The organism is Acidovorax sp. LjRoot74 (genome assembly GCF_964254355.1).
Lineage (GTDB): Bacteria > Pseudomonadota > Gammaproteobacteria > Burkholderiales > Burkholderiaceae_C > Acidovorax.
Genome location: NZ_CAXUTI020000001.1, coordinates 3,619,783 through 3,646,215 on the forward strand (window position 1 = coordinate 3,619,783; position 26,433 = coordinate 3,646,215).

The 26,433-nt window shown below is 62.6% G+C and carries 30 protein-coding genes and 3 tRNA genes; 22 read left to right on the forward strand and 11 right to left on the reverse strand.

What is annotated here, in order from left to right:
* The 22 genes from ACSQ3O_RS17105 to ACSQ3O_RS17210 all read left to right on the forward strand — a co-directional run bounded on the left by ACSQ3O_RS17105 (position 1) and on the right by ACSQ3O_RS17210 (position 15,849).
* Complete coding sequence (locus tag ACSQ3O_RS17105) at positions 1–450, forward strand: hypothetical protein (RefSeq protein ID WP_436139791.1); 450 nt, start codon at positions 1–3, stop codon at positions 448–450.
* Positions 447–620, forward strand: a complete 174-nt coding sequence (locus tag ACSQ3O_RS17110) for a hypothetical protein (protein WP_436139792.1) — start codon at positions 447–449, stop codon at positions 618–620. The genes ACSQ3O_RS17105 and ACSQ3O_RS17110 overlap by 4 nt, the downstream gene beginning before the upstream one ends.
* Positions 617–1,150 carry a hypothetical protein gene (locus ACSQ3O_RS17115; protein WP_436139793.1) on the forward strand — a complete coding sequence of 178 codons (534 nt, stop codon included), beginning with the start codon at positions 617–619 and terminating at the stop codon, positions 1,148–1,150. Before ACSQ3O_RS17110 ends, ACSQ3O_RS17115 begins: the two co-directional genes overlap by 4 nt.
* Entirely contained in the window at positions 1,147–1,347 is a 201-nt protein-coding gene (locus tag ACSQ3O_RS17120; protein ID WP_436139794.1) for a hypothetical protein, read from the forward strand. The genes ACSQ3O_RS17115 and ACSQ3O_RS17120 overlap by 4 nt, the downstream gene beginning before the upstream one ends.
* On the forward strand, positions 1,344–1,700 hold the full coding sequence (locus ACSQ3O_RS17125; protein WP_436139795.1) for a hypothetical protein: 357 nt from the start codon (positions 1,344–1,346) through the stop codon (positions 1,698–1,700). The genes ACSQ3O_RS17120 and ACSQ3O_RS17125 overlap by 4 nt, the downstream gene beginning before the upstream one ends.
* 185 nt (positions 1,701–1,885) lie before the next feature.
* Positions 1,886–2,839 (forward strand): recombinase RecT, encoded by a 954-nt coding sequence (locus ACSQ3O_RS17130; RefSeq protein WP_436139796.1) that lies wholly within the window; start codon positions 1,886–1,888, stop codon positions 2,837–2,839.
* Positions 2,836–4,644 (forward strand): YqaJ viral recombinase family protein, encoded by a 1,809-nt coding sequence (locus ACSQ3O_RS17135; protein ID WP_436139797.1) that lies wholly within the window; start codon positions 2,836–2,838, stop codon positions 4,642–4,644. The genes ACSQ3O_RS17130 and ACSQ3O_RS17135 overlap by 4 nt, the downstream gene beginning before the upstream one ends.
* A gap of 62 nt (positions 4,645–4,706) precedes the next feature.
* Positions 4,707–5,015 (forward strand): KTSC domain-containing protein, encoded by a 309-nt coding sequence (locus ACSQ3O_RS17140; RefSeq protein WP_436139798.1) that lies wholly within the window; start codon positions 4,707–4,709, stop codon positions 5,013–5,015.
* Between the two features lie 310 nt (positions 5,016–5,325).
* Positions 5,326–6,246: a recombination-associated protein RdgC gene (locus tag ACSQ3O_RS17145; RefSeq protein WP_436139799.1), complete on the forward strand. Its 921-nt coding sequence runs from the start codon at positions 5,326–5,328 to the stop codon at positions 6,244–6,246.
* A gap of 72 nt (positions 6,247–6,318) precedes the next feature.
* On the forward strand, positions 6,319–6,744 hold the full coding sequence (locus ACSQ3O_RS17150; protein ID WP_436139800.1) for a hypothetical protein: 426 nt from the start codon (positions 6,319–6,321) through the stop codon (positions 6,742–6,744).
* 75 nt (positions 6,745–6,819) lie between these two features.
* Positions 6,820–7,284 carry a single-stranded DNA-binding protein gene (gene ssb / locus ACSQ3O_RS17155; protein WP_436139801.1) on the forward strand — a complete coding sequence of 155 codons (465 nt, stop codon included), beginning with the start codon at positions 6,820–6,822 and terminating at the stop codon, positions 7,282–7,284.
* A gap of 63 nt (positions 7,285–7,347) precedes the next feature.
* Entirely contained in the window at positions 7,348–8,145 is a 798-nt protein-coding gene (locus tag ACSQ3O_RS17160; RefSeq protein ID WP_436139802.1) for a hypothetical protein, read from the forward strand.
* A 7-nt stretch (positions 8,146–8,152) separates the two neighbouring features.
* Complete coding sequence (locus tag ACSQ3O_RS17165; protein WP_436139803.1) at positions 8,153–8,377, forward strand: DUF4224 domain-containing protein; 225 nt, start codon at positions 8,153–8,155, stop codon at positions 8,375–8,377.
* Between the two features lie 2 nt (positions 8,378–8,379).
* Positions 8,380–9,387, forward strand: coding sequence for a tyrosine-type recombinase/integrase (locus tag ACSQ3O_RS17170; RefSeq protein ID WP_436139804.1), 1,008 nt, complete (start codon positions 8,380–8,382; stop codon positions 9,385–9,387).
* An 88-nt stretch (positions 9,388–9,475) separates the two neighbouring features.
* Positions 9,476–9,552 (forward strand) — tRNA-Arg (locus ACSQ3O_RS17175).
* A gap of 175 nt (positions 9,553–9,727) precedes the next feature.
* Positions 9,728–10,972, forward strand: coding sequence for a tyrosine-type recombinase/integrase (locus tag ACSQ3O_RS17180; RefSeq protein ID WP_436139805.1), 1,245 nt, complete (start codon positions 9,728–9,730; stop codon positions 10,970–10,972).
* Positions 10,973–11,014: 42 nt separating this feature from the next.
* Entirely contained in the window at positions 11,015–11,626 is a 612-nt protein-coding gene (locus tag ACSQ3O_RS17185; protein ID WP_436139806.1) for a hypothetical protein, read from the forward strand.
* A gap of 100 nt (positions 11,627–11,726) precedes the next feature.
* Complete coding sequence (locus tag ACSQ3O_RS17190) at positions 11,727–11,969, forward strand: helix-turn-helix transcriptional regulator (RefSeq protein WP_436139807.1); 243 nt, start codon at positions 11,727–11,729, stop codon at positions 11,967–11,969.
* An 11-nt stretch (positions 11,970–11,980) separates the two neighbouring features.
* Positions 11,981–12,283, forward strand: a complete 303-nt coding sequence (locus ACSQ3O_RS17195) for a helix-turn-helix domain-containing protein (protein ID WP_436139808.1) — start codon at positions 11,981–11,983, stop codon at positions 12,281–12,283.
* Complete coding sequence (locus ACSQ3O_RS17200) at positions 12,267–14,678, forward strand: DUF3987 domain-containing protein (protein WP_436139809.1); 2,412 nt, start codon at positions 12,267–12,269, stop codon at positions 14,676–14,678. The genes ACSQ3O_RS17195 and ACSQ3O_RS17200 overlap by 17 nt, the downstream gene beginning before the upstream one ends.
* Positions 14,679–14,875: 197 nt before the next feature.
* Positions 14,876–15,160, forward strand: coding sequence for a hypothetical protein (locus tag ACSQ3O_RS17205; RefSeq protein WP_436139810.1), 285 nt, complete (start codon positions 14,876–14,878; stop codon positions 15,158–15,160).
* A complete protein-coding gene (locus ACSQ3O_RS17210; RefSeq protein ID WP_436139811.1) occupies positions 15,157–15,849 on the forward strand; it encodes a hypothetical protein in 693 nt (230 codons plus the stop codon). The genes ACSQ3O_RS17205 and ACSQ3O_RS17210 overlap by 4 nt, the downstream gene beginning before the upstream one ends.
* A gap of 299 nt (positions 15,850–16,148) precedes the next feature.
* On the opposite strand, the gene ACSQ3O_RS17215 is transcribed toward ACSQ3O_RS17210, so the two are convergent.
* The 11 genes from ACSQ3O_RS17215 to ACSQ3O_RS17265 all read right to left on the reverse strand — a co-directional run bounded on the left by ACSQ3O_RS17215 (position 16,149) and on the right by ACSQ3O_RS17265 (position 26,403).
* Positions 16,149–16,853 carry a hypothetical protein gene (locus ACSQ3O_RS17215; RefSeq protein ID WP_436139812.1) on the reverse strand — a complete coding sequence of 235 codons (705 nt, stop codon included), beginning with the start codon at positions 16,851–16,853 and terminating at the stop codon, positions 16,149–16,151.
* A 442-nt stretch (positions 16,854–17,295) separates the two neighbouring features.
* The gene (locus ACSQ3O_RS17220) at positions 17,296–17,499 is read right to left on the reverse strand and encodes a hypothetical protein (RefSeq protein ID WP_094287754.1); all 204 of its coding nucleotides are present in this window, start codon (positions 17,497–17,499) and stop codon (positions 17,296–17,298) included.
* 173 nt (positions 17,500–17,672) lie between these two features.
* Positions 17,673–17,748 (reverse strand) — tRNA-His (locus tag ACSQ3O_RS17225).
* A gap of 48 nt (positions 17,749–17,796) precedes the next feature.
* Positions 17,797–19,725, reverse strand: a complete 1,929-nt coding sequence (locus ACSQ3O_RS17230; RefSeq protein ID WP_436139813.1) for a SurA N-terminal domain-containing protein — start codon at positions 19,723–19,725, stop codon at positions 17,797–17,799.
* 59 nt (positions 19,726–19,784) lie between these two features.
* Positions 19,785–19,860: transfer RNA gene (locus ACSQ3O_RS17235), tRNA-Val, on the reverse strand.
* 16 nt (positions 19,861–19,876) lie between these two features.
* Entirely contained in the window at positions 19,877–20,149 is a 273-nt protein-coding gene (locus ACSQ3O_RS17240) for an HU family DNA-binding protein (RefSeq protein ID WP_008906675.1), read from the reverse strand.
* Between the two features lie 301 nt (positions 20,150–20,450).
* Positions 20,451–21,545, reverse strand: a complete 1,095-nt coding sequence (locus ACSQ3O_RS17245; protein WP_436139814.1) for a tartrate dehydrogenase — start codon at positions 21,543–21,545, stop codon at positions 20,451–20,453.
* A 70-nt stretch (positions 21,546–21,615) separates the two neighbouring features.
* The gene (pgsA, locus tag ACSQ3O_RS17250) at positions 21,616–22,182 is read right to left on the reverse strand and encodes a CDP-diacylglycerol--glycerol-3-phosphate 3-phosphatidyltransferase (RefSeq protein ID WP_026436902.1); all 567 of its coding nucleotides are present in this window, start codon (positions 22,180–22,182) and stop codon (positions 21,616–21,618) included.
* Positions 22,183–22,227: 45 nt separating this feature from the next.
* Complete coding sequence (gene uvrC, locus ACSQ3O_RS17255) at positions 22,228–24,249, reverse strand: excinuclease ABC subunit UvrC (protein WP_436139815.1); 2,022 nt, start codon at positions 24,247–24,249, stop codon at positions 22,228–22,230.
* Positions 24,250–24,363: 114 nt separating this feature from the next.
* Entirely contained in the window at positions 24,364–25,344 is a 981-nt protein-coding gene (locus ACSQ3O_RS17260; protein WP_436139816.1) for a Bug family tripartite tricarboxylate transporter substrate binding protein, read from the reverse strand.
* 78 nt (positions 25,345–25,422) lie between these two features.
* Positions 25,423–26,403 (reverse strand): Bug family tripartite tricarboxylate transporter substrate binding protein, encoded by a 981-nt coding sequence (locus tag ACSQ3O_RS17265; RefSeq protein ID WP_436139817.1) that lies wholly within the window; start codon positions 26,401–26,403, stop codon positions 25,423–25,425.
* Positions 26,404–26,433: the final 30 nt, after the last annotated feature.

The window sequence follows — 26,433 nt, forward strand, 5'->3', positions numbered from 1 at the left end:
ATGGCAAAACCCTCAACACGCGACATCGACGCGGGCTATGACCTGCTGGGCGTCCTGAATGCCATTGATGCCCGCTGGGGTGGTCCGTGGGCCACCGAAGGCCCTGACGACCTGGATGCCCTGGACCAGGATTTCGACGCCGACGAGCCCACCCACCTGCAAGCGCTCTACAACCACTTGGCGAAGCTGCTGCGTCGGGCGCCCGGCTTCCATGGGCGCGTGCTTGGTGGCATGTGCGCAGTCATCTGCTACGAGCGCAACGTGTTCCTCGATCCCGCATTGGACTACCTGGAACTGCACCCGGATGTGCTGGCTGGCCTGGAGTTGCTGGAGGCCAAGCGCGCCGATTTCTTCCCACGGCTGGAGCGCGAAGCGCGCGCTGCAGTGGCCGAAACCATCGAGCGCGCAGCAGCCCGCCACCTCAGCGAAATGCAAGGCGGTGCAGCGTGACCGACCCCATCCAAGACCACACAGCCCGCGTCCTTGCCTTCGCTGCATCCCAAGCAGCCCAGGCAGAGACCAAGCGCCACAACGAGGCGGCCTCTCAGCGCCAGCGCGAGGCTGCGACCATTGGCGCGGAGCTGGACCCGGACGCACTTGAGCAAGGAGAACCGCTATGAGCAGGAGCGGATACACCGACGACTACGGCGAAGAAGATCCCCTGGCCATGGGCCGCTGGCGCGCCGCTGTAAACAGCGCCGTCAACGGCAAGCGCGGCCAAGCAGCGTTGCGCGAGGTTCTGGACGCGCTGGATGCCATGCCGGAGAAAGCGCTGATTGGCGAGTCCCTGGTCACGGCAGACGGCGACTACTGCACGCTGGGTGTTCTTGGCGCAAAGCGCGGCCTGGACATGAATACCGTTGACCCAGAGGACTGGGACGCCGTGGCCGCCCTTTTCGGCATTGCTCCCGCGATGGTCCGTGAAATCGTCTGGGAGAACGACGAGGGCACCAGCACCCACGAGTACGTGGACGCGGTGATCTGCGGGCCCATGCCGCTGCGCCACTTTCGACCACCCTACTGCGAGGAGCGCCACAACCGCACCGTGCGCGTCGAGATCGACCCAGCCATCGTTGCCCGGCGTCGCTGGGAGCGCATGCGCAACTGGGTTGCCTCACACATCAAACAGTCCGAAGGAGAACCCGCATGAAAGAAGCCGCATGGCTGATCGCCGCCGTGCTCGCCCTGGGCCTGGGCGCGGTGGCTGCGCACGAAGACGACACCCTGCAGGGCGACGAGCTGCAGCAGGCCCAGCACTCCCGCGACTTCGCCGCGCGCAAGGTTTGCCAAGGGCAGGCCTTTGAGTGGGACGGGGATGTGCTGGTTTGCTACCGGGAGGCTCCGTGAGCGCTCACAAGGTCAAGTTCCCGTTTGTCCGCCATGAGTACAGCGGGCCAATCGACGGGGAATTCGTTGACGCCGTGCAGACCTGGAAGCCGGGCACCCGATGCGAGTACGGGGACTACGAATTCTCGGATGAGGAATGGGTGGCAGATGGCGAAGGCTTCATGGTGCTGGAGGTGCTGGGCACCTTCAAGCCCGGGAAGTACCCAGAGCGCACCTTCTACCTGCGCAGCTTCATCGACCCTGATGGCCGCCAGTTCGGCAAAGCGAAGGTTCGAGTTATGGCCTCAGCAGCCTTCAAGAGGATGCTCAAGGGCTATCGCCATCCGTACATCTTTGCCGGAGAGGAACCATGACCACCTTCGAACTCCGCACCACAGAGATCGCCCTATGCGTGCTGATCGGCTTGAGCCTCGGGCTCTGCATCGGGATCAATCTGTGAAAGCCGCCATCGCATTCGCCGCCTGGCTCCTGACCACATCCGCAGCCCTGGCCGCCTACATGGCCTGGGTCCACCAACCATTTCTTCCTTGAGGTTCACATGAATGCAGTCACCACCACCGAGAACAACGCCCTGGCCCCGCGCGGTATGGGCTTCGACCTTAGCCCGCAAACCTTTGAGCAGGCAATGAAGTTCAGCCACATGCTGGCCGAATCCGACCTGGTGCCCAAGGACTTTCGTGGAAAGCCCGGCAACTGCCTGATTGCCATGCAATGGGGTTCTGAACTGGGCTTGAAGCCGCTGCAGGCCCTGTCAAACATTGCCGTGGTCAATGGCCGTGCTGCGCTGTGGGGTGATGCGGTGATCGCACTGGTGCGCAGCAGCCCACTGTGCGAATACGTGCAGGAGTCTGATGACGGTCACACAGCAACCTGCCGAGCCAAGCGCCGCGGAGAGCCCGAGCAGGTGGTGACGTTCAGCATGGACGACGCCAAGCAGGCCGGGCTGGCGGGGAAGCAGGGCCCATGGTCGCAGTACCCCAAGCGCATGCGCCAGATGCGCGCCCGCGCCTTCGCTCTGCGCGACGTGTTCCCGGACGTGCTGCGCGGTATGCCGGTGGCCGAGGAAGTGCAAGACATGCCGCCAGAGCGGCACATGGGCATGGCCGACGAAGTGACGCCTGCAGCCCAGCGGGTTGCCGCGCAGCCAGCAGAGTGGGCCGCAGACCGCTGGGCCAATGGACTGGTCAAGTGGGTTGACGGCATCGTGAATGGTGGCAAGTCCATCGAGGATGTTTTGGCCTGGTTGCGCTCCAAGGCCACGGTATCCGAGGCCCAAGAAAAGCAACTGCGGGAGGAAGTAGCAAAGCACTCCCAAGCAGCAGCGCCCAGCGTCAACCCTGACGAGTTGGCCAAGTCCATGCAGGAAGCCACTGACCTGGACACGCTTTACGAGTTGGCCAGCCGCATGGACGCCATTGAAGACCTGAACCAGCGCCAGCGCGTTGGCGCAATTTTTGACGCCCGCGTGGCGGAACTTGAAGGACAACCATGAACATCCAAAATCGCACAACCCACAACGTTGCCCAAGGTTCTCCTGAGTGGCTGGCGCTGCGCGCAGGCTTCTACACGGCATCCGAGGCCCCGGCCATGGCAGGGGAAAGCCGGTACGCAAAGCGAGAGGAATTGATCGCGGCCAAGGCTACGGGGATCACGCAGGAGCCCGACAGCTTCAAACAGGCCCTGTATGACCGGGGCCACGCAGCAGAAGCCGCAGCACGACCACTGGCCGAGGAAATCATTGGTGATGACCTTTCGCCAGTGACCATGACAGCCATGGTGGACGGCGTGCCATTGCTTGCCAGCATGGACGGACTGAACTTTGACGGCACGATCGGGTGGGAAACCAAGTTGTGGAACGAGGCGCTGGCTGCTGACGTGCGGTCCAACACACTCAGTCCCCACTACACGCTGCAGATGGATCAGCAAATCCTGGTCAGCGGAGCCGAGCGCATCCTGTTCACATGCTCTGACGGCACTCCAGAGCGCACCGTTTCGTGCTGGTACGAATCGACGCCCGAGCGCAGCGCGCAACTGGTAGCCGGGTGGAGGCAGTTCGCAGCCGATCTGGCCGCCTACGTGCCGCCCGATGCCAAGCCCGCCCCGGTGGTGGCCGATGCTATGGAAAGCCTGCCCGCCGTGTCCATGCGCCTTGAAGGCAAGCTGGCCGTAATCTCCAACCTGCCCGACTTTGCAACCCAACTGCGTGCATTTATAGAGCGCATCCCGGCCAAGCCCGACACTGACCAGGACTTTGCCAATGCGGAGTTCGCCTGCAAGGCGCTCAAGCGCGCAGAGGACGCACTGACGGCTGGCGAAGATTCCGCCCTAGGCGAAATGGTGGACTTTGAGGCCATGCGCCGCCAGGTGCGCGACCTCAAGGAACTGGCCCGCACCACTCGCCTGGCCACAGAAAAGCTGGTGACCGCCCGCAAGGAGCAGATCCGGGGCGAGATCGTGGCCGGTGGCATCGCCGCACTGCGCGAGCACATCGCCAGCCTGAATACCCGCCTGGGTAAGCCCTACATGCCGCAGGTTCCCGCCGACTTTGCCGGGGTCATCAAAAGCAAGCGCACAGTGGACAGCCTGCGCAGCGCTGTGAACGATGAACTGGCCCGCGCCAAGATCGAGGCCAGCGCCATTGCGGACCGCATCCAGATCAACATGGGCACGCTGCGCGAGCTGGCTAGTGCACACGCTTTCTTGTTCGCGGACACGGCCACCATCGTGCTCAAGCAGCCCGAGGACTTGACCATGCTGGTGAAGGCGCGCGTGGCCGAACATCAGGCTGCAGAGCAAGCCCGTCTGGACGCCGAGCGCGAGCGCATCCGCAAGGAAGAAGCAGACCGCGCCGACCGTGAGGCGCGCGAGAGGCTGGCCGCCGAGGAACGCGCCGCGCAGGCGGCCATCACGCAGGCGGCGAAGGCGGAAACGCTGCACCCTGCAGTGGCGGCCGACCTGGGCGGCCTGGTGCGCGAGCAACACGCCGAGGCAGTGGCAACACTGGACGCCCAGCAGGTGATCGGGACCGCGCAGCGCATGGCCGCCGCTCCGGCTGCAGCACCTGCAGCCCGATCCAGCGTGCCCACCCTGCGCATCGGGACCATCAAGGAGCGGCTGCAGCACATGACCGTGACGGCCGAAGACCTGCGCGCCCTGGGCTTTGAGCCCGCTGGCCGCGAGCGCGCTGCCCCGCTGTACCACGACGACGACTATCCGGCCATCTGCGATGCCATCGCGGCCCGAGCCCTGGCGTCCAAGGCTGAGTTCCTGCAATCCCGGGCTGCTGTCGCCGCCTGAACCCGCCCCACCCCGCAACCAAGGCCCGCCACGCGCGGGCCGCTTTCATTCTGGAGACCCCCATGAACATCAACCGCATTGAACCCGCCGCTTTCTCTGACGAGCCCTACACGCCCATTCCCATGGTGCAGGTCACCAGCAACCAGGTCGCCTGCATTGGCTACGACCCCAGCACCAAGACGCTGGCCTGCCAGTTCACGCGCGGCCCCGGGCACATTTACCACTACCCCAACGTGGAGCCCGAGCTGCACGCCCAGTTTGTGGGCGCCGAGTCCATCGGCACGTTCTTCGGGGAGCACATCAAGCCGCTGCCGTTCAAGAAGTTCCCAGCGCCGAAGGCGGTGGGTGAAGAGGCCAAAGCAACCGCCTAACGAATGAGCAATCCAGCCACTGGAATGACCACGGATGCGATGAGCCACTTCCAGTGATGTGCTGCCCAAGCTAGCACTCGCCACCTGACTGTTTCCATCGTGCGTGGCATCAGCCGCCATGCACGAACGGCTGCTTCATACCCTCCATTTCTCTCGCGGTAGATACCCCAGAGACGTTGAGAGGCGCTTGCGTTTCGGCTTTTGTAGTAGGTCATGCGCCGATGTTCGCAGCAAACCAAAAAATCCTTCTGCGGTTCGATTTCGCAGTTAACCCAAGCCCGCCGAGTGCGGGCTTTTTCATGGAGTCCCCATGTTCAAAAACCTGATCGTGTACCGCATCACCCAAGGCTGGGCGCCAGACCTGCAGGCCGCCGAGGAAGCCCTGGCCAAGGCCCCATTCATGGAATGCGGCGCCACCCAAGAGAAATCCATCGGCTGGGTGCCACCGCGCGGCGAGGCCCACGGAGCCCTGGTGGAGAGCATCGGCGGCCAGTGGATCGCCCGCCTGATGACAGAAACCAAAGCCATCCCCGCCAGCGTGCTGGCGCGCAAGGTCAAGGAGAAGGCTGAACGCATCGAGCAGGAAACGGGCCGCAAGCCCGGGCGCAAGGAGTCCAAGGAGTTGAAGGACGAGGCCAAGCTCGACCTGCTGCCCATGGCCTTCACCAAGCAGGCCAGCATGTGGGTGTGGATCGACCCGGCCGCCCGGCTGCTGGTGCTGGACACGGCCAGCCAGGGCCGCGCTGACGAGGTGGTCACGCTGCTGGTCGAGGCCCTGCCCGGCCTGTCGGTTTCGCTGATCAACACCCAGACCAGCCCCCAGGCCGCCATGGCCCACTGGCTCAAGGAGCAAGAGCCGCCCGTGGGCTTCACAGTGGACCGCGAGTGCGAGCTCAAAAGCGCCAGCGAGGAAAAGGCCGTGGTTCGCTACGGCCGCCACCCGCTGGACATCGAGGAGGTTCAGGCCCACATCGACGCAGGCAAGCTGCCTACCAAGCTGGCGATGACCTGGGATGACCGGGTTTCGTTCCTGCTGACTGAGGGCGGCCAGGTGCGCAAGCTGCAGTTCCTGGACACCGTTTTCGAGGGCCAGAAGGCAGACGCAGGCGGGTTCGACACGGACGTGGCCATTGCCACGGGCGAGCTGGTCAAGTTGGTCCCGGACCTGATCGATGCGCTGGGCGGCGAGGCCGAAACAAGCATGGCACAACCTGGAGGCGAAGCATCATGACCGACCACCGACCACCGACCACCGACCACCGACCACCCGGGCGCCGTGGCTTCCACCCGGCACGCTGAATACGTGGCGCTCCGCACAAAGGCCCAGGGGTTGAAGATCCGCGCTGCAACGCTACGCCGCGAGGCCAAGGCCGCTACGTTGACAGTGGATGCCCACAAGTTCCGGCTGGACGCCAAGGCGGCAAGCAATGAGGCCCGGGAACTGCTCGCCCGTGCCAAGGCCGTGAAGGCCGACGTGGAAAGCAGCATCCGAGCAGCGGCGCAGCTGCTCACCAGCCGGATGCCGCCCGACTACAGCCAGTGGGGCGTGGTCAAGACGCGGGCCTATGTGAAGGTGCTGGGCGTCGTCTCGGCGCAGAGCAAGCGCTCAGCGCCGAATCTGGCCCTGGCTACCCACGGGATCGGCCTTCTGCTCAGCCACAGTACCTGGAGCGAGTCGGTGCTGTCTCAGCTCGCAGCCATCACCACCATGCCGAAGGCGCTGCCCTGACGGGCGGCCCCGCAGCTCATCACCAAAACACCGCAGCGCGACACCACCAAACGCCTGCGGACAGGAGAAACACCCATGGCATCAGTCAACAAAGTCATCATCGTCGGCAACCTGGGCCGCGACCCTGAAATGCGCACCTTCCCCAGCGGGGACCAGGTGGCAAACGTCACCGTGGCCACCACCGACAAGTGGAAGGACAAGCAGTCGGGGGAAATGAAGGAAGCCACCGAGTGGCACCGCGTCATCTTCAACGGGCGCCTGGCAGAGATCGCGGGGCAGTACCTCCGCAAGGGCTCGCAGGTGTATGTCGAAGGCTCTCTGCGCACCCGCAAGTGGACCGATCAGAGCGGGGTTGAGAAGTACAGCACCGAGATTCGCGCAGACAGTCTGCAGATGCTGGGTGGCCGACCTGATGGCGCGTCCGCACCGACTACTGCCGCCCGCCCTGCACCTCCACCGCAACGACAGGCCCCAGCGCCAGCGCCGCGCGGCTCCACCGGATCGGGTTTTGACGACATGGATGACGACATCCCGTTCTGACCCACCCAGCAACCCCAACCCTCAAGCCCGCCCAGTGCGGGCTTTTTTACGCCCCTACACACCATGCGAATCATCACACTGCTTCTGTTTGCCCTGCTGACCGCGTGCGGCGGTGGCGGCTCCCTGTACTCGGACGGGTCGCCCGACTACTACGATTTCAACTACCAGCCCGAGCTGGACGAGCCGCACTATGCGCTGGGCCCCGGTGTCACGCTGCAGGCCCGCATTGTGTGGGACGGCACGCCCGGCGCACCCATCGAAACCACCCAGCATGTCCCTATGGGGTTCGTGCAGATCACCGACAAGAACACCGTGAAGAACTCGGACGGGCAGCCCATTTGGACGCACGGCGCCGGGGCGTTTGTTGGGGCCAATGGCCTAGCGCTGGAGCTGTGGAGCCGCGTGGACGGCGTGACCGTGGGCACGTTCTGGACGCAGGCAAGCAACCGCTGTGTATTCAACACACTTGGAACCTCGGTGGGCACGGATCAGTGTTTGGCTGATACCCCAAATCCAGCTGGGTATCTGACCCCGGCGCCAGGGTTCCAGCTCAAGAAGGGCACGCCGTACATCCTGACCATGTACCTGCAAGAAACGTCACCAGGGTGGATGACGCTACGGGCGAAGCTGTACGAGGCCACACAGTTTGAAGCTGTGGAGGTTCAGTCTGGACTGATCGGGTTTGAAAAGGCCCGCCACTTCCCGGACCAGGGCCAGCAGCTACGGGCGGCCATCGCGCGCACGCCTGGCAGCAAGGGCGAGCCTTCGGTGAGCTACGACTTCTTGGGAGACCTGATCGCCTGGGAGGACACTGGGCGCAAGTTCAGCGCCAAGGAAATCGCCATGCTGGCGGGGGAGTGAGGACGAAATGAGCACCTTCCTGAACTCCAAGGAGCTGGCCGAGCTCACTGGCGTGCGCATTGGCAAGGACGGCAAGACGCGCGAGCAGCTGCAGGCGGCAGAACTCAAGCGCATGAAAATCCCGCACTACGTGAACGCACGCGGCTGCCCGGTGGTGGCCAGGGCGGTTGTCGAAGGCGGGGCCAAACAACCCACACCACAACACAAAGGCTGGGAACCGGCCTTGGCCTGACCATGCAATATTTCCGCTCACGCACCCACCGCTCCGGCACCACGTACTACTATTTCGACAAGGGCGGCAAGCCGCGCAAGGAGATCCCCCTGGGGAAAGACTATGTGCTGGCCGTGCGCAAGTGGTCCGAGCTGATCGCCGCCGAGGACAAGAAGGCCGTTGCCAACTTCAAGGAGCTGGCCGACAAGTACGAGCGCGAGGTGGTGCCGCTCAAGGCCAAGAGCACCCAGACCCTGCAGGCTTCGGACATAAAGCTGCTGCGGGAATTCTTCTGCACGCCCTCCCCGGCCCCGCTGGACGAGATCAAGCCCAGCCACATCCACGCCCTGCTGCAGTGGAAGAAGCACCAGGCGCCGACGGCCAACCGGCTCAAGCGCACGTTCTCCCACATGTTCAACATGGCCCGGGCCTGGGGCTACACGGAAAAGCCGAACCCGTGCATGGGGATCAAGGGCCTGCCGGAGAAGAAGCGTGAGCAGTACATCACCGACGAGGTGTACCGCGCGGTGTGGAACGTCGCGGCGTGGCCGCTTCGGGATGCGATGGATCTGGCTTACCTAACCGGCCAGCGGCCCGCCGACACGGTGGGGATGACGGACGACGACATTGAAGACGGGCGCCTGAAAGTCACCCAGGGGAAGACCGGGGCGAAGCTGCGCATTCGGGTCGAGGGGGAATTGGCTGTGCTACTGGACCGCATCAAGGCGCGCAAGGACGCCTGCAAGATGTGGAGCTCATCGCTGGTAGTGAACCAGGCCGGGGAGGCGCTGTCGCAGAAGGCCCTGGGCGAGGTCTACAAGCGGGCGCGGACGAAGGCGGCAAAGCTGAATCCGAAGCTGGCCGACCAGATCAAAACCATGCGGTTCTACGACCTGCGGGCCAAGGCTGCGGATGACGTGTCCGAAGTGCGCGGCGAAGCGGCCGCCGCCGAGCTGCTGGGCCACGACAGCGTGACCACCACCCAGCGCCACTACCTGCGAAAAGGCCGGGTGGTTGGGCCGACCAAGTAGGCGCAGCAGGTATGATTCGGCACCTGCATAAGGTGAATTTGCGTAGCAATACGCAAGAAGTTAGTAAGCGCTACCGCTGAAAACTCTACTGCCCGTAGCTCAACTGGATAGAGCAATAGCCTTCTAAGCTATAGGTCGGGGGTTCGAGTCCCTCCGGGCAGGCCAAAACAGCATTTCAGACAGTCTCAGAACCTCTCAGAACCCGCACGTTTCCTAGCGTTGCGGGTTTTTTGTTGTCTCACACCATTTCACTACGTACCATGAGATACCGTCACAAAAACGGTATCTCTGACGGTATCTCTGAAGTACCGCACCCCAGATACCGTTAGCAGGGGAAGCAATGGCACTCGCAGACACATTCGTTCGGCAGGTGAAGCACAGCGGCAAAGCCAGCGGAGACAAGTACGCCGACGGCGGGGGCATGTACCTGCTGGTCAAGGCCAGCGGCAGGTACTGGCGGATGGACTACACCCACGCCGATAAACGCAAGACACTTGCATTAGGCGTGTACCCCGAAGTCTCTTTGGCGAAGGCCCGAAAGCGCCGCGAAGAAGCCCGCGAACTCCTGGCCGAAGGGCTGGACCCCAGCGCCGCCAAGAAGGCCGAGAAGCTGGCAACCCGCGTAGCCGCAGCCAACACCTTTGAAGCCGTGGCCCGCGAATTCCACGCCACACAGGCCAGCGGCTGGAGCCCCCGCTATGCAGCGAGGTGGATCGAGCGCATGGAGAAAGACCTGTTCCCACATATCGACAAGCTGACGTTGCCCGCCATCACCGCCCCCGTGCTGCTGGACGCACTGCGCAAGGTAGAGAAGCGCGGGGCCAACGAAACCGCCCACACCCTGCGCCAGACCGCCGGGCAGGTGTTCCGCTACGGCGTGCAAACCGGGCGCTGTGAGCGTAGCCCCGTAACTGACCTGCACGGCGCCTTAAAGCCCATCGTGGTCAAGCACATGGCCGCTGTGCTGGAGCCTGCCAAGGCGGGCGAACTGCTGCGGGCCATTGATGGCTACACCGGCCAGCCCATGACCAAGGCGGCGCTGGCGCTGTCTGCCCTACTCTTTCAGCGCCCCGGCAACATCCGGCAGATGGAGTGGGCGTGGATCGACTTCGACAAAGCCCTACTGACCATCCCATCCCAAGACATGAAGCGGCGGCTGGCGCAGAAGATCAACGGCAGGCCGCACTTTGTACCCCTGGCCCCGCAGGCCATTGCCATCTTGAAAGAACTACAGCCCTTCACCGGCCATGGGCGCTACGTGTTCCCCAGCCTTCGCACAGGCGAGCGGGCCATGAGCGACAACACCATCAATGCAGCCCTGCGGCGCATGGGCTTTGCCTCCGACGAAATGAGCGCCCACGGGTTCCGGGCGATGGCGCGCACGCTGATGATTGAACGCATCCACGGCATATCCGCCGATGTGATCGAAGCCCAGCTGGCGCACGGCAAATCTGGTCCTCTGGGGGCAGCCTATGACCGAGCGGAATTCATGGAGCAGCGGCGCAGGATGATGAAAGAGTGGGCGGACTATTTGGACAAATTACGCAAGGGGGCTGACCTAGTAAAGCTTTTTGCATCAGCATGAAAAATATTTGCTAAACGACTAACGTTTTAAGGGAGGAGCGAAATGCTAGACCAGATCGATGAAGCCGGTAAGAAGTTGTTTCTGAAAATGATACAAGACTCTCTTTTTAATGCAAAAACCGACGCAGATGACCTATATCGACACTTAGACGCATCTTCTCGGGAAAAGGAAACAACTAAGGCGCATTTACTTGGCCTAGCTAACGAGATGAGGACAAAAGGATTCTCTATCGAATTGCCTTTACAGGGCTCGAATAATATTAAAGAAGGTCTTATTACCCAGATTGCCATTGCGGAGCTTCTTGCTGATCAATTCATCGAAGCCAGTTTTTCAGAGCCTGACTTGGAGTGGCTGATGCTCGGAGCTTGGCAAGTCCAAGCTTGTCTTAAAAAAGCAGCAGGCAGTTGCTTGGGTCTACAACTAAAGATAGCCGACATAAGTGCCATCGAGAAAACTCTTAAGGCACGTAAGGCCGCAAATGCGCGCCATGACAGAGCGGGCGGATCCCGCGAGAAAGCTCAGAAAATTCGTGATATTTGGGCTTCCGGAAAATATACCAACAGAGATCGCTGTGCCGAAGAAGAATGTGGAGCACTTAATATGTCCTACTCATCTGCGAGAAAGGCGTTAATAAATAGGCCCGCCCCCCGCTAGCCGGTGCAGCGCATAGGCTAGCCGATGCGCTGCACACGGGGTTCTCCTTCTCAAACCGCGAACCGATATTCGAAGCCGTAACTTCACAGAACGGCACGAAATGTCAAAACATATCTCACCATTCGACGCCCTGCCCGACAGCGCATTCATCCGCGAAGCGCAACTGGTGCAGAGCCCCAAGCGCCCAGACACCCCAGCCCCCCTACCCTTCAGTGCCCCGACCCTATGGCGTATGGTGAAAAATGGCAGGTTCCCCAAGCCCGTCAAATTGTCTGAGCGCGTGACGGCCTGGAAGGTGGGCGATGTGCGTGCATGGATCAACGCACACACCGCCGATGCGTAAAGGGGCACACCATGCACACCGACGCAACCAAGCGGCAGGCCCTGGCCGAGATTCTGGCCGCGCATCCGGGCACCGACACCACGGCGCAATGCACACGCATCCGGGCAGCGCTGGCCCGCTTTGCACTCACCACGTTTGAGGCTTCACGTTATCTGGACTGCTACGACCCGCGCGCACGGGTGATACAACTGCGCCATGCCGGTGATGTGATCCGAACGCACTGGCAGACGGTGGAAACCGAAGGCGGTGGCAAACACCGCGTGGGGCTCTACGTGCTGGAACCCAAGGGGGGCCACCATGCAGAGCGCCATTGACGGGTTCAGCACCGCCATGGAGGCAGCGGGCTTGCCACCACCGCCCACCATCGAGGCCGATGGCAGCCTGCACCGCTTCAACACCAGCGGCAAGCGCGGCGACGATTCGGGCTGGTATGTGCTGCACCCGGACGGCATTGCGGCAGGTGCGTTTGGCTGCTGGCGTAACGGCTGGTCACAGACCTGGAGCAGCAAGCCCGACACAGCCATGACCCAGGCAGAGCGCGAAGCGCACCGCCAGCGCATCAAGGCCATGAAGGCACAGCGCGATGCAGAGCAGGCCCAACGCCAGCAACAGGCGCGCCAAACAGCGGCGGCGCTATGGCAGGCCGCAGCACCGGCCATGCAGCATGAGTACCTGGCGCGCAAGGGCATACAGCCCCACGGCGCACGGTGTGATGGGCATCGGCTGGTGATCCCGCTGCGTGATGTGGATGGCACTCTGCACAGCCTGCAGACCATTGCACCCGATGGCGACAAGCGATTCCTGCCCGGCGGGCGTGTGGCGGGCTGCTATCACTCCATGGGCAAGCCACAGGGCGTGCTGGTGGTGTGCGAGGGCTTCGCTACCGGGGCCAGCATCCACGAAGCTACGGGGCACGCGGTGGCGGTGGCGTTCAACGCGGGCAACCTGCTGCCCGTGGCCCAGGCGCTGCACGGCAAATACCCGGCGCTGCACATCATCGTGGCCGCCGACGATGACTGGCGCACCGATGGAAATCCCGGCCTGACCAAAGCCACCGAGGCAGCACAGGAAGTGGGCGGCGACCTGTCAAAACCTGACTTTGGCGACAGCCGCCCAGAGAAGGCAACGGACTTCAACGACCTGCACCAACTGCTGGGGCTGGACGCTGTGAAGGCGTGCATTGATAGTGCTGCGACGGCATCCACCGACAGCAGTTGGCCTGACCCCGTGCCCTTGCCCAGCGGCCTGCCACCCGTTGCGCCGTTTGATGCAGAGCTGCTGCCCGAGGGCCTGCGGGGCTGGGTGGCCGACATTGCAGACCGTATGCAGTGCCCACCCGACTTCACGGCGGTGGGCGCGCTGGTAGCGCTCTCCAGCCTGATCGGCGCGCGTGCGGTGGTCAAGCCCAAGGCCCGCGACGATTGGGCCGTGACGCCCAACCTGTGGGGCGCCATCGTGGGCCGCCCTGGCGTGATGAAGTCGCCCGCATTGAGCGAAGTATTGAAGCCCCTGCAGCGCCTTGAAAAAACAGAGCGGGAACAATGGCAGGCCGCGCACGAAGCCTGGCAACTCGATTGCAAGGTGGCCGAGCTGGTAGCCAAGGCCAATGAAAAGCAGGCCGCAGCCCAGGCCGCCAAAGACCCGGCCAAAGCGCGGGCGCTGCTGCAGCCAGCCGACAACACAACCGCAGAGCCCACCATGCGGCGCTACGTGGTCAACGATGCCACGGTGGAAAAGCTGGCCGAGCTGCTCACGGTGAACCCGTGGGGGACGCTGGTGTACCGCGATGAAATCCACGGCCTGCTGTGCAGTATGGACAAGCAGGGGCAAGAAGGCGCACGGGGCTTCTACCTGACGGGCTATGACGGCAACCAAGGCCATGCTGTGGATCGCATTGGGCGCGGCGAATCATTTGTGCCCCGCGTATGTCTGGCAATGCTGGGCGGCATCCAGCCCGGCAAGGTGCAGAGCTATGTGCGCGAGGCGGTGGCAGGCGGTGCCGGTGATGACGGCCTGCTGCAGCGCTTTGGGCTGACGGTGTGGCCCGATGTGAACCGCGAATTTGTCTATGTGGATCGGTGGCCCGACACCCCCGCCAAGCAGGCAGCATGGGCAGTGTTTGAGCGCTTGAATCAACTGCAGCCAGCCACCGACAGCGATGCACAGGAATGGCGCTTTACCCCTGAAGCACAGGCCCTGTTTGAAGAATGGCTGATCCCATTTGAAACCGAGCTGCGCGGCGACGAGCTGCACCCGGCGCTGGTGTCTCACCTTGCCAAGTACCGCAAGCTGGTGCCTGCGTTGGCACTGATCTTTGCCCTGGTGGACACGCCCGATAGCGGGCATCTCATCCACAACCGCGAACTGCTCCGTGCATTGGCATTGGCCGACTACCTACGCACCCACGCCGAGCGCCTGTACGCCGCAGCGGTAATGCCCGAAACCAGCGCAGCCAAGCAACTGCTGGACAAGATCAAGGCGGGCAAGCTGGCCGACAGTGACGGCGTTTTGCTGGATGCCTTTGCCCCCCGGCAGGTCGCAGTAAAACACTGGGCAGGACTGGGCACGCCAGAAGCAGTGCGCAAGGCCGCCGACCTGCTGGCCGACTATGGCTGGCTGGAACGTGAGGCCACAACCAGCGGCGCAAAGGGCGGCAGGCCCGGCGAGCGATACGTGCTGCACCCCGTGCTGGTGAAGGGAGGCGCGTGATGAAGTGGCTACAGCGCCTGAAATCGGCAACACAGCCAGACGCCAACGCTACGAAACCTACAGAACCCGGTTTCGTAGGTTTTGTAGCGTGCCCCGATGGGCCTTCTGAGAAATTTACAGCCCCGCAGCAGCCCCCCGCCAACGAAGCGAACGCAGACCCTGACCGCTGGTGCTGGCCCCACGGTGATGCAATGAACATGGCGGAGATTGACACCTTCACGGCGCGGCTGGCGCGCTTCACCGACAAGGGGCTGCCCCTGGATGATGCCGAAGCACTGGCCGACACGCTGGTGAAGCGCGACAGGGACGACGACCACCGCCGACTGTGCCTGGAGTGCGCCCACCTGCAAGGCGTGGGCCGCTGGAGCTGCGGCAACTGGAAACAGGCCGCCGTCTGCACTCGCCCGGCAGACACAGGGCTGGCGCATGTGCTGGTGGTGACGCCCCAACACTGCCCAGGGTTCAAGGGGCACAAACGATGACAAAGAAGACCCAGACCCCGGCGGTGCAAAAAGGCAACACAGACCCCAACACCCTGCAGCTACACAAAGACCCCGCGCAGACAGACGCCGCCCAGATCGCAGCAATGGCGCTGGGCAGCGTTGCGGCCAACGCGATGACCGCGCGCTCCTTTGCAAAGGGCACGTTTGGCACGCTGGACGTTACCGAGTGCGTGATGACGTTGAAACAGCGCGTGGACACCACCCACGGCGGCGACCTCAAGCACGCAGAAACCACCCTGACGGCGCAGGCCGCAACCCTCGATGCAATCTTCAACGAGATGGCCCGGCGGGCAGCATTGAACATGGGCGAGTACCTGGACGCCACCGAACGCTATATGCGGCTGGCGCTCAAGGCCCAGGGTCAATGCCGCGCCACGCTGGAAACGCTGGCTGCCATCAAGAACCCGCCGATCGTGTTCGCACGGCAGGCAAACATTGCCCACGGGCCGCAGCAGATCAACAACGAGGCCATATCAGGCACCACCACCACGCGGGCGAGAAAAACCAGAACACGGCAGAACGAACTATTAGAGGAACCGCAGCATGGCAGCACGCAACTGGACGACCGAACAACGCCAGCGTCAGCGCGAGGCCATACAGCGGTGGAAGCCGTGGAGCCAATCCACCGGACCACGAAGCGCCGAAGGGAAAGCAGTGGCGGCGCGTAATGCTTACAGCGGCGGGCAGCGCGATGCGATGCGCAGAGCCATCAAAGAGCTACGCGAGGCCCTGCGGGCGCAGAGAGACATGCTGGCCGAAGCGTAGGCAACGGCGATGAAAGACTGGAGTCGCTGTTCAAGTGAGGCCACTTGACGGTCGCGGCCTTGGGGATCGCTCGCGGCTTGTTTAACTACACGACCGGCAGGGAAGGTAGTGACGCCTAACAGAAAATCGGGGCAAGCCAAGCTACACCGGGCTTATGAACAAAAAAACCGCCTCGGTTAGCGGTTTCACGGGGGTGCGAAAATCAGTAGCAAGTGGTGTTCACCGTATCAAAAAATCGCGTGCTTCGGCAATTCACCGCTGGCTGTGGCCGGGCCATTTGGAGCAAAAGCAACCCATTGGCGATCTCGCGGTTGGCTTGCTCCTGCCTTGCTCGCTCTATTTGGCGCTGCTGTTCTTCCGCCCGCTGCTGTCGATCAAAATCGGCCCGCAGCGCCGCCTTGCGCTGCTCCTCCGCGTGGGCTGCTGCCATCGCCTGCTGCTCTGCATTGGCCTTGCGTTGCGCTTCGGCCATCACGGACAGCTCGCCAATTCGTTTGTCAAATGCCGCCTGGTTAGCATCGTTTGCTTCAATGACCGCACCCCAAGTCAAATCACCCGAATAGGCGCGAGTGAGGATTGCGCGATACCCCGTTTCAAATGCATCAACGGCCTGCTTAGCCAGGGGGTGATAGTTAACTCGATTGGGTTGATCCAGAGACTGGCAGTTTTGCAGCGCATCGGCCACGAACTCCAGCGACTGCTGCTCCTGCTTGTTGGCCTTGGCTTTGGAGGCCCTCAGAGCCAGCGGGATCGGCGACTGACCAACACCCAAACGAGAGACGACCGGCGCGGCTCGCGCATCTGACCAGACGGCGCGGTAACAGTCACCCACCTTGAACGCTTGCTCCTCCTGTTGCGCATTCGCGAGCAATGGCAGCAAGGCTGCGATCAGCAAAAGTTTCTTCATATCCGACCCCTTAGATTCGTTCGCTCTGCTTGTGAACCACTTCACCAATGATGATGCAATTTTCATCACACAGCTTGCGGCAATTAGAACCCGGTGAAAACATCAACGAAGTTGAGCGCGCACTCATCATGGAACACAACACGTCTGGCAATCAGCCATGGCAACTTAACGACTGAAGCTGCGCGAGTCTGCAGACGTCCGACATCGTGGACACTTTCACAAATGACGGTACTTTTGACGGTACTTTTCTAAATCGAAAACATGAAACTCAGTATCCATGCGGGTTTCAAGGCACTATGTGAACTCCTCCGGGCAGTAAAAATCATCCGACTGGCGTTGATTGCGCCAGGGGAAAATGCCGAAACATCCACTTCGGCCAGGCCACACGCCGCCCCCATCCTCGCTCCATGATGGTTGGCCGAGGAGTGCAACCCTATTGCCGCTAGCGATTGGGTTGCGGCACAGCCGCATAGTTCATCGCAATGGCCTGTACGACAGCGCCAATCAACGCTGAATCCCCGGCACTCTGTGGCAGCACTTCCTTCACAATCTTGACTGCGTACTCCAACTGCTCTTTGGCCAGGGCGGCAGACATGGCGTTTCCACGCTTCTCACTCGGCGACGCATCGCGGACTACCAGATTCATCAGAGACTCCCAGAAAGCAGTTAAACAAGCAGTATGCGCTGCCGTCTTCTCGCAGCGCGACCGTTGGAGAAACTAAATGGGAGTAGCAGGTCGCAGCACCTGGAGCCGGGGCCTAAAAGCCATTGCACAAAGCAAAAAGCGCTGCAACGTTTCCGTTGCAGCGCTTTGCATTTTGGGGTGGCTGATGGGGCTCGAACCCACGACAACAGGAATCACAATCCTGGACTCTACCAACTGAGCTACAGCCACCGTAGCTTTGTATTATAGCCTGGGTTTTCACCCTAAAGGCCAAATTGCTTAATTTTCTGCAGTTCCTTGGGCCACGGTCTCCGGACGGGGCGCTTTGATCTGCACCTTGAAGCGCTGCTTGAGCAACTCGTAATAGGCCAGGCCTTCGGCCGTCGTCAGCCACTGCTCGTACTGCTGGCGTTCTTGCTGCGCACGCTGGACATCAGGCGCCTGGCGAGGCACCACGCGGTTGACCTTGACCACCACGTAGCCCGCAGCGCCCAAGTCCACACCCGTCCAGCTAGGCAGCGCATCGGCAGGCGCGCGCAGGGCGGCATCGATCACCGGGCGCGGCAGGTTCTGGGTTTGCTCACGCGACACTTCGGTGGCAGCCGACAGGCCTGTGGCCGAAGCGGGCGTCGCTTTCCACGCAGCCAACTTGGCCTCGCCTTCCTTGCGGGCCAGCTCTGCCGACTTCTCTGCCACGTAAAGCGTACGAACCCGGGCACGCACTTCGTCCAGAGGCAATGTGCGGGCGGGGGTGTAGGTCGTTACACGGCCTGCGGCCATCTGGCTGGGGCCCACTTCAACCGCCTCGGTGTTGCGCTTGTTTTGCACGGAGTCCGATGCGAAAAGCGCTTCCAGGAACTTGGCATTGGCGAGTGGCCCCTTGGCGCCCGGCGCTGCAGTGCGCGTGACCCCAGTGGCCGTTTGCACCTTGAGCTTGAGCTTGTCTGCCACCGGCTGCAGGCTGTCGGCCTGCTCGTACACACCATTCGTGAAGGACTCAGCCACTTCGGCAAACTTGCGCTGGGCTTGTTGCTGCTTGAGTTCAGCCTCCATCGAAGGACGCAGTTCCTCGAACGAGGGTTGGCGGGGTGTCTTGATGTCGGTCAACTGGATGATGTGAAAACCGAAGTCGCTTTCCACCACATCGCTGATCTCGCCCTTCTTCAGTGCGAAGGCCGCATCCTCAAAGGGCTTGACCATGGCACCACGGGCGAAGAAGTTGAGGTCCCCCCCCACCACGGCCGAGCCTTTGTCGTCGGAGGATTTTTTAGCCACGTCAGCAAAACTCGCGGGCGCCTTGCGCACCTGGGCCAGCAGTTCGGCGGCCCGGGCCTTGGCCTTTTCACGGTCTGCGGCCGGTGCGTCTTTGGCGGCATTGACGAGAATGTGGCTTGCGCGGCGCTCTTCCTTGGCAGTCATCCGCGCCACGTTCTCCTTGTAGTAGGTGCGCAGATCATCTTCGCTCAGCGAGATGGTGGCGCGCACGCTGTCGAGGTCCAACACCACATACTCCACAGCCGCCTGCTCCAGCTGCTGGAACTGCGCGGGGTGGGCCTTGTAGTAGGTTTCGAGGTCCGCATCCGTGGGCGCGACCTTGCTGGCGAAATCGGAGGCATTGAAACGTGCCACCTGAATGTCGCGTCGCTCGTACAAGGCATTCAACGCCAGCTTGACCTGGGCATCCGTGCCAAAGGCAGAGCTCATCACCCCCCCCATGACCTGATTGATGGAGATGTCCCGGCGCACATTGGCCTCAAAGCCCGCAGGCGTGAGACCTTGGCCGGCCACCAGCGTGCGGTAGGCTTCTGCGTCCAGTGTTCCATCCGCGCGCTTGAGCCCTGCAATCGCCGGGATTTCCTGCAGGCTGCGCGCCAAGCGCGCATCGCTGGTGACGAGGTGCATTTTTTGTGCAGCAGCTGCCAGCACGCGGTCGCGCACCAGACGTTCCAGCGTGGCGTAGCGGGCGCTGGGCGAGTCCAGCAACTTGGGATCGACCGTGGGAGACTGCGCACGAATACGATCTGTCTCCATGCGGTGGGCATTGTCCCAGTCTGTCTGCTTGATGTTGTCTCCATCGACACGCGCCACCACTGGGCTCTTTTCAGAGAAGTAGTTGCTGTCAATGCCTACCAGCACAAACGAAGGAATGATCAGCAAGAACAAGAAGATCATCACGATCTTGGAGTGCTTGCGGATGGATTCAAACATGGTCGATCTTTCAGAGGCAAAAAACAAAAGGCGAACTTGCGTTCGCCTTTGTTCGGTGATGGTGGGTCCTGACGGTCTCGAACCGCCGACCTACTCCGTGTAAAGGAGCCGCTCTACCAACTGAGCTAAGGACCCCACCTAAACTTGATCCTCAGTTCAAGGCATCTTTCAATGCCTTGCCAGGACGGAACTTTGGAACTTTAGCAGCTTTGATTTTAATCGTAGCACCAGTACGGGGATTGCGACCCGTACGGGCAGCGCGCTTGCCCACAGCAAAGGTGCCAAAACCGACGAGCGACACCGTGCCGCCCTTCTTCAGAGTCTTCTTGACCGCTTCGATCGTGGATTCCAGGGCGCGCGCAGCAGCGGCCTTGGAGATGTCGGCGTTGGTAGCGATGTGCTCGATCAGTTCGGTTTTGTTCACAAGAAGCCTCTCGGAAAAGAGTTGATGGAATGTCTCGCGGATATCTGGTCTTCACACGTCTGACGGCACAGCCGAGGGCTGATGGAGAGCAGGCGGGGGAATGACTGGCATACACAGCAGTGGCTGCTGCATCAGATTAAAGCCATCGAGTTTCAGAGTGTCAATACAGCACGCCGTTTTGACGCAGCGCTGCAATGAATTCTAGTCGTATTTCACGCTGCGACAGGGCTTGCAGGCCGGTTTTGTCTCAAACACGCCGTATGGGCAGCATCCCGTATTGACACCCCAATCCCTGCGCCACTCAAACGGCCGACAGGGCTTCGGCAATGGCCTTGCCAACGTCCTGCGTGCTCGACTTGCCCCCCAGATCCGGGGTGCGTGGTCCACCACTTTGGGGGTCGAGAACGGCTTCAATGGCAGCCAGCACTGCATCGTGTGCAGCGCGATACCCCAGGAAGTCCAGCATCATCGCACCGCACCAGATCTGCCCGATGGGGTTGGCAATACCCTGCCCGGCAATGTCGGGCGCCGAGCCATGCACGGGCTCGAACAGCGACGGCATGGTGCGCGTGGGGTTGAGGTTGGCACTGGGCGCAATGCCAATGGTGCCAGTGCAGGCAGGCCCCAGGTCCGAAAGGATGTCGCCAAACAGGTTGCTGGCCACCACCACATCAAAGAAGTCGGGGCGCTGCACGAAGTGGGCCGTGAGGATGTCGATGTGGAACTTGTCCACCTTCACATCAGGGTAAGCCTTGGCCATCTCGGCCACGCGCTCGTCCCAGTAGGGCATGGTGATGGCGATGCCGTTGGACTTGGTGGCGCTGGTCAAATGCTTCTTGGGGCGCGACTGGGCCAGCTCAAACGCAAACTTGAGCACGCGGTCCACGCCATGGCGCGACATCACCGTCTCCTGCATCACGATCTCGCGCGGTGTGCCTTCGTACATGCGGCCACCGATGCTGGAGTATTCACCCTCGGTGTTCTCGCGCACGATCAGCATGTCGATCTCGCCGGGCAGGCGCGGGCTGCCGTCGCGGCGCACCACAGGCGCAATCACGCCGGGCATGAGGCGCGCGGGGCGCAGGTTGATGTATTGATCGAACTCGCGGCGAAACAACAGCAGCGAACCCCAGAGCGAGACATGGTCGGCAATCTTCTCCGGCCAGCCCACGGCGCCGAAGTAGATCGCCTCGTGGCCGCCGATCTGGTCCTTCCAGTTGTCGGGCAGCATCTTGCCGTGCTTCTCGTAGTGGTCCCAGCTCGAAAAGTCGAAGTGGTCGAAGTGCAGGTCGATGCCAAACTTGCGCGCGGCCACGTCGAGCACGCGCAGGCCCTCGGGCATGACCTCTTTGCCAATGCCGTCACCGGCCACCACGGCAATGCGATGTTTCGCCATGCAAATGCTCCTGAAAATATAGCTACCAGCGCTTATCCAGCGCGCGCAAGCAGCCTAAAACGCCTGGAATTTACTTGACGCGGGCCCGGATTTCGGGAAGCGCCTTCTGCAGGTAATACACCATCGACCAGACCGTGAGCACGGCCGAGGCCCAGATGAGCCAGGTGCCCCACACGCCTGTGTCGATCACGCCGAACAGCCGCCCGTCGTACAGCAGGAAGGGGATGGCCAGCATCTGCACCGTGGTCTTCACCTTGCCAATCATGTGCACGGCCACACTCTTGCTCGCACCAATCTGCGCCATCCATTCGCGCAGGGCCGAGATCGCGATCTCGCGGCCGATGATGATGAGGGCCACGAACACATCGGCACGCTGCAGATGCACCAGCACCAGCAGCGATGCGCACACCAGGAATTTGTCAGCCACTGGGTCGAGGAAGGCGCCGAACGACGAGGTCTGGTTGAGCTTGCGGGCCAGGTAGCCGTCCAGCCAGTCGGTGGCGGCAAACACCACGAACATCACGGTGGCAATCAGGTTGCGCGTGGCAGGGTCCAGCGGTGCGTAGAACACCCCCACGATCAAAGGTATCGCGACGATGCGCGTCCAGGTCATCAAGGTGGGGATAGTCCAGAACATGGCGGCGATTGTGTCACGGCACAGCCGGGGCACTGTCCATAAGGCTTATCTCAGCGCCCTATAAATTTCTTCGGCCAGCTCACGCGAAATGCCATCCACCGTGGCCAGGTCTTCCACACTGGCCGCCGCCACGCCACGCACGCCGCCAAACCGCTGCAGCAGCCGCGCGCGCTTCTTGGGCCCCACACCCGCAATCTCTTCCAGTTGCCCGCCGCCCACACGCACCTTGGCCCGCGCCGCGCGCATGCCTGTGATGGCAAAGCGGTGCGCCTCGTCGCGGATCTGCGCCACCAGCATCAGCGCGGCCGAGTCCTTGCCCAGGTACACCTTTTCGCGCCCATCGGCAAACACCAGCTCTTCCAGCCCCACCTTGCGGCCTTCGCCCTTCTCCACGCCCACGATCCGCGTCAGGTCCAGCCCCAGCGCGGTGAACACCTCGCGCGCCACACCCACCTGGCCCTTGCCACCGTCGATGAGCACCAGGTCGGGCAAACGCGCCTGGCCCTTGGGCCGGGCCGCTGCTTGCGCCTCAGAGGACTTTGCATAGTCAATACCGCCCTCCTCGCGCTGCGCCTCCACCACCTTGCTGTAGCGGCGCGTGAGCACCTGGCGCATGGCGGCGTAGTCGTCTCCACCGGTGATGCCTTCGATCTTGTAGCGGCGGTATTCGCTGCTCTGCATCTTGTGGTGGTGGAACACCACACACGACGCCTGGGTGGATTCGCCCGCCGTGTGCGAGATGTCGAAACACTCGATGGTGAGCTGGTCCAGGTCTTCGGGCGGCAAGTCCAGCGCCTCGGCCAGCGCCCGCGTGCGGGCCTGTTGAGAGCCTTCTTCGGCCAGCAGGCGAGCGAGCTGCAGGTCCGCATTCTTCTGCGCCATGTCCAGCCAGGCACGGCGCTGTTCGCGGGGCTGGTGGATGGCATTCACGCGCAGGCCACTTTGTTCGGTCAGCGCATCCAGCAGGGCTTTGTCCACCGGCACGCTGGTCACCAGCAACGGCGGCACGGGCACGCCGATGTAGTGCTGGGCGATGAAGGCTTCGAGCACCAGCACCTCCACGGGCCGCGCAGACGGCACAGGCGCGGCGTTTTCCCCTTCAGCGCCCTCAGCAGCGTCAGGCCCCTCACCGCCCTCCTCCGCATACACCGCCGCAGCGTCTTCCACATGCACGGGGAAATACGGCCGGTCGCCCAGGTGACGGCCACCGCGCACCATGGCCAGATTCACGCAGGCGCGGCCACCCAACACGCGCACGGCAAGGATGTCCACATCCTTGTCATCCACCGTCTCGATGGACTGCTGATGCAGCACGCGCGACAGCGCCTGGATCTGGTTGCGCACCTCGGCCGCCTGCTCGAATTCGAGCTTGTCAGAGTGCGCCATCATGCGCACCTCCAGCGCCTGCAGCAGCTCCTGCGTTTCACCACGCAGCAGCGCCTCGGCATGCGACACATCAGCCGCATACGCCTCGGGCGAGATCAGATCCACGCAGGGCCCGGTGCAGCGCTTGATCTGGTACAGCAGGCAGGGCCGGGTGCGGTTGGCAAACACCGTGTCTTCGCAGGTGCGCAGCCGGAACACCTTTTGCAGCAGCTGGATGGTTTCCTTCACCGCCCAGGCGCTGGGGTACGGGCCGAAGTAGCGGTGCTTTTTGTCGACCGCGCCCCGGTAGTAAGCCATGCGCGGAAACACCTGCCCCGGCGCGTCGCCCCGGGTATGGGCGCCCGGCGTGCCGGTGATCTTGAGATAGGGGTAGCTCTTGTCGTCGCGGAACAGGATGTTGAACTTGGGGTTCAACGTCTTGATGAGGTTGTTTTCCAGCAGCAGCGCCTCGGCCTCGGAGCGCACCACCGTGGTCTCCATGCGCACGATCTTGCTGACCATGTGGCCGATGCGCGTGCCGCCATGGTTCTTCTGGAAGTAGCTGGACACCCGGCGCTTGAGGTTGAGCGCCTTGCCCACGTACAGCAGCGCATCCTGCGCGTCGAAATAGCGGTACACGCCCGGCAGCGCGGGCAGCGCAGCCACCTGCGCCAGAAGTTCTTCGGAATGCACATCAGACATGGCGCGTATTGTGGCCTCGGGCGTCGCCTGCCCCATTCACTATCAAAAAAATAGCTGCCAGCGCATATTCAACTAGCGCTTGCAGCCATTTTGATCAAAAACACCGCCCCTCGGTCACTCCGCCTCGATCTTCGAGGTCTTCACCACCTGCGCCCAGTTGGTCAGATCCGCCTTCACCTTATCGCCCAGTTGTGCCGGGGTCTGGTAGTCGGCCGTGGCGCCCTGCTCTTGCGCCTTCTGCTGGAAGGCTGGGTTCTGCACCACGGTGCGGATATCGGCCGTGAGCTTGTCCACCACGGCCTTGGGCACACCGGCCGGGGCAAACACCGCAAACCACGAGGTGGCATCGACCTTGGGGTAGCCCGCTTCGGCGGTGGTCGGCACATCGGGCAGGCTGGGCAGGCGCTGCTTGCCCGTCACGGCCAGCACGCGCAGCTTGCCGCTGGCGATGTGCGGCATGAAAGGTGGCGCCGTCCCAAAAGTCAGGTCAACCTGGCCGCCCAGCAGGTCCTGCAGCGCGGGGCCCGTGCCCTTGTAAGGCACGTGGACCATCTTGATGCCACCTTGCTGCTCCAGCATGGCACCGGTCACATGCTGCAGCGAGCCGTTGCCCGACGAGGCGTAGTTGAGCTTGCCAGGGTTGGCCTTGGCGTAGGCGATCAGCTCGGGCAGCGTCTTCACCGGCAGGTCGGCCCGCACCACGATGATCTGCGGGGCGGAGATGACGTTGGCCACGGGCTGGAAGTCGCTCTGCTCCCACTGCTTTTGCTTGGTGATGTGGGGCGAGATGACGTGGTAGCCCGAGTACTGCATCAGCAGCGTGTACCCATCGGCCTCGGCCCGCTTGACAGCGCTGGCCGCAATGTTGCCGTTGCCCCCGCCCTTGTTGTCTGCGATGACCGACTGGCCCAGCACCGGCGCCAGGGCCTGCGCCAGCATGCGGGCAGACAGGTCGGTGGTGCCGCCTGCGGCGGTGGGCACCACCAGGGTGACGTTCTTCGACGGGTAAGCGCCCTGCGCCGCTGCGTGGCCGATAAATCCCGTGGCCAGTGCGGCGATGGCGAGGGTGGTGAACTGCTTGCGGGTGGTTTTCATGAAAGCGATGTCTCCGTTGTCGTTGTTGTCAAAAATCTGAAAAGCGAGAAACCGTTGGGTGCCAAGAAAAATGCGCGGTCAGTCGACCGTGGCCCCCGTCTCCTTGACCACGCGGCTCCACTTGGGCAGGTCGGATTGCACCAGCGCCGCCAGTTGCGCCGCCGTGCCCTTGAAGGGCTCGCAGCCCACAGTGGCCAGTTTCTCGACCACGTCCTTGTGCTCCAGCGCGCGGGCCACCTCGGCCTGCAGTTGCGCCACGATGGGCGCGGGGGTGCCCGCCGGGGCAAACAGCGCATACCAAGGCGCCTGGCCAAAGCCCTTGATGGTTTCGCCAATGGTGGGCGCATCGGGCAGCGCGGCCACGCGCTTTTCATTGACCACGCCCAGCACCTTGAGCTTGCCCGCCTTGATGAACGCAATGGCCGACGGCAGGCTTTGCACCGACAGCGGCACCTGCCCGCCCACCACGTCGGTGGCAGCGGCGGCAGAGCCCTTGTAGGGAATGTGTTGCAACTGGATGCCTGCGGCCTTTTGCAGCATCTCGCCAATCAGATGGTTCAGCGTGCCATTGCCCGCCGAGGCAATCGAATACTTGCCAGGGCTGGCCTTGGCCAGTGCCACCATTTCGGCCACGGTGTTGGCGGGGAACGAAGGGTGCGCCACCAGCACATAACCCGCAGTCGCCACCGGCGCCACAGGGGCAAAGTCCTTCACGGGATCAAAGCCGGGGTTCTTGTACAGCGCAGGGCCGATCACATGGGCGCTATCGGCCGTGAGCAGCAGCGTGTAGCCGTCGTTGCGTGCCCGGGCCGTGGTGCCCGTGGCCAGCGTGCCGCCCGCTCCAGGGCGGTTCTCCACGATCACGCTCTGGCCCAGTTGCTCACCCAGCTTTTGCGCCACAACACGCGCAATGGCGTCGTTGGCACCGCCCGCAGCCTGGGGCACCACCACGGTGATGGGTTTGGATGGGTATTTTTCCTGTGCGCTCGCCGTGAAGGCGGCAGAGCACAACACAGCAGCGGTGAAGAGGCGGCGGGACAGTGAGTTGGCGAAGGTCATGGCTTTTGTCTCCTGTTGTGATGGGGAATG

What these genes read in the sequence shown, in the direction of transcription:
- ssb (WP_436139801.1), top strand. Translation starts at nt 6,820, where the DNA reads ATGGCATCAGTCAACAAAGTCATCATCGTCGGCAACCTGGGCCGCGAC.
- ACSQ3O_RS17140 (WP_436139798.1), top strand. Translation starts at nt 4,707, where the DNA reads ATGAACATCAACCGCATTGAACCCGCCGCTTTCTCTGACGAGCCCTAC.
- ACSQ3O_RS17180 (WP_436139805.1), top strand. Translation starts at nt 9,728, where the DNA reads ATGGCACTCGCAGACACATTCGTTCGGCAGGTGAAGCACAGCGGCAAA.
- ACSQ3O_RS17130 (WP_436139796.1), top strand. Translation starts at nt 1,886, where the DNA reads ATGAATGCAGTCACCACCACCGAGAACAACGCCCTGGCCCCGCGCGGT.
- ACSQ3O_RS17205 (WP_436139810.1), top strand. Translation starts at nt 14,876, where the DNA reads ATGGCGGAGATTGACACCTTCACGGCGCGGCTGGCGCGCTTCACCGAC.
- ACSQ3O_RS17200 (WP_436139809.1), top strand. Translation starts at nt 12,267, where the DNA reads ATGCAGAGCGCCATTGACGGGTTCAGCACCGCCATGGAGGCAGCGGGC.
- ACSQ3O_RS17190 (WP_436139807.1), top strand. Translation starts at nt 11,727, where the DNA reads ATGTCAAAACATATCTCACCATTCGACGCCCTGCCCGACAGCGCATTC.
- ACSQ3O_RS17245 (WP_436139814.1), bottom strand. Translation starts at nt 21,545, where the DNA reads ATGGCGAAACATCGCATTGCCGTGGTGGCCGGTGACGGCATTGGCAAA.
- ACSQ3O_RS17145 (WP_436139799.1), top strand. Translation starts at nt 5,326, where the DNA reads ATGTTCAAAAACCTGATCGTGTACCGCATCACCCAAGGCTGGGCGCCA.
- ACSQ3O_RS17210 (WP_436139811.1), top strand. Translation starts at nt 15,157, where the DNA reads ATGACAAAGAAGACCCAGACCCCGGCGGTGCAAAAAGGCAACACAGAC.
- ACSQ3O_RS17105 (WP_436139791.1), top strand. Translation starts at nt 1, where the DNA reads ATGGCAAAACCCTCAACACGCGACATCGACGCGGGCTATGACCTGCTG.
- ACSQ3O_RS17230 (WP_436139813.1), bottom strand. Translation starts at nt 19,725, where the DNA reads ATGTTTGAATCCATCCGCAAGCACTCCAAGATCGTGATGATCTTCTTG.
- ACSQ3O_RS17115 (WP_436139793.1), top strand. Translation starts at nt 617, where the DNA reads ATGAGCAGGAGCGGATACACCGACGACTACGGCGAAGAAGATCCCCTG.
- uvrC (WP_436139815.1), bottom strand. Translation starts at nt 24,249, where the DNA reads ATGTCTGATGTGCATTCCGAAGAACTTCTGGCGCAGGTGGCTGCGCTG.
- ACSQ3O_RS17160 (WP_436139802.1), top strand. Translation starts at nt 7,348, where the DNA reads ATGCGAATCATCACACTGCTTCTGTTTGCCCTGCTGACCGCGTGCGGC.
- ACSQ3O_RS17135 (WP_436139797.1), top strand. Translation starts at nt 2,836, where the DNA reads ATGAACATCCAAAATCGCACAACCCACAACGTTGCCCAAGGTTCTCCT.
- ACSQ3O_RS17120 (WP_436139794.1), top strand. Translation starts at nt 1,147, where the DNA reads ATGAAAGAAGCCGCATGGCTGATCGCCGCCGTGCTCGCCCTGGGCCTG.
- ACSQ3O_RS17195 (WP_436139808.1), top strand. Translation starts at nt 11,981, where the DNA reads ATGCACACCGACGCAACCAAGCGGCAGGCCCTGGCCGAGATTCTGGCC.
- ACSQ3O_RS17220 (WP_094287754.1), bottom strand. Translation starts at nt 17,499, where the DNA reads ATGAATCTGGTAGTCCGCGATGCGTCGCCGAGTGAGAAGCGTGGAAAC.
- ACSQ3O_RS17265 (WP_436139817.1), bottom strand. Translation starts at nt 26,403, where the DNA reads ATGACCTTCGCCAACTCACTGTCCCGCCGCCTCTTCACCGCTGCTGTG.
- pgsA (WP_026436902.1), bottom strand. Translation starts at nt 22,182, where the DNA reads ATGTTCTGGACTATCCCCACCTTGATGACCTGGACGCGCATCGTCGCG.
- ACSQ3O_RS17170 (WP_436139804.1), top strand. Translation starts at nt 8,380, where the DNA reads ATGCAATATTTCCGCTCACGCACCCACCGCTCCGGCACCACGTACTAC.
- ACSQ3O_RS17260 (WP_436139816.1), bottom strand. Translation starts at nt 25,344, where the DNA reads ATGAAAACCACCCGCAAGCAGTTCACCACCCTCGCCATCGCCGCACTG.
- ACSQ3O_RS17185 (WP_436139806.1), top strand. Translation starts at nt 11,015, where the DNA reads ATGCTAGACCAGATCGATGAAGCCGGTAAGAAGTTGTTTCTGAAAATG.
- ACSQ3O_RS17215 (WP_436139812.1), bottom strand. Translation starts at nt 16,853, where the DNA reads ATGAAGAAACTTTTGCTGATCGCAGCCTTGCTGCCATTGCTCGCGAAT.
- ACSQ3O_RS17165 (WP_436139803.1), top strand. Translation starts at nt 8,153, where the DNA reads ATGAGCACCTTCCTGAACTCCAAGGAGCTGGCCGAGCTCACTGGCGTG.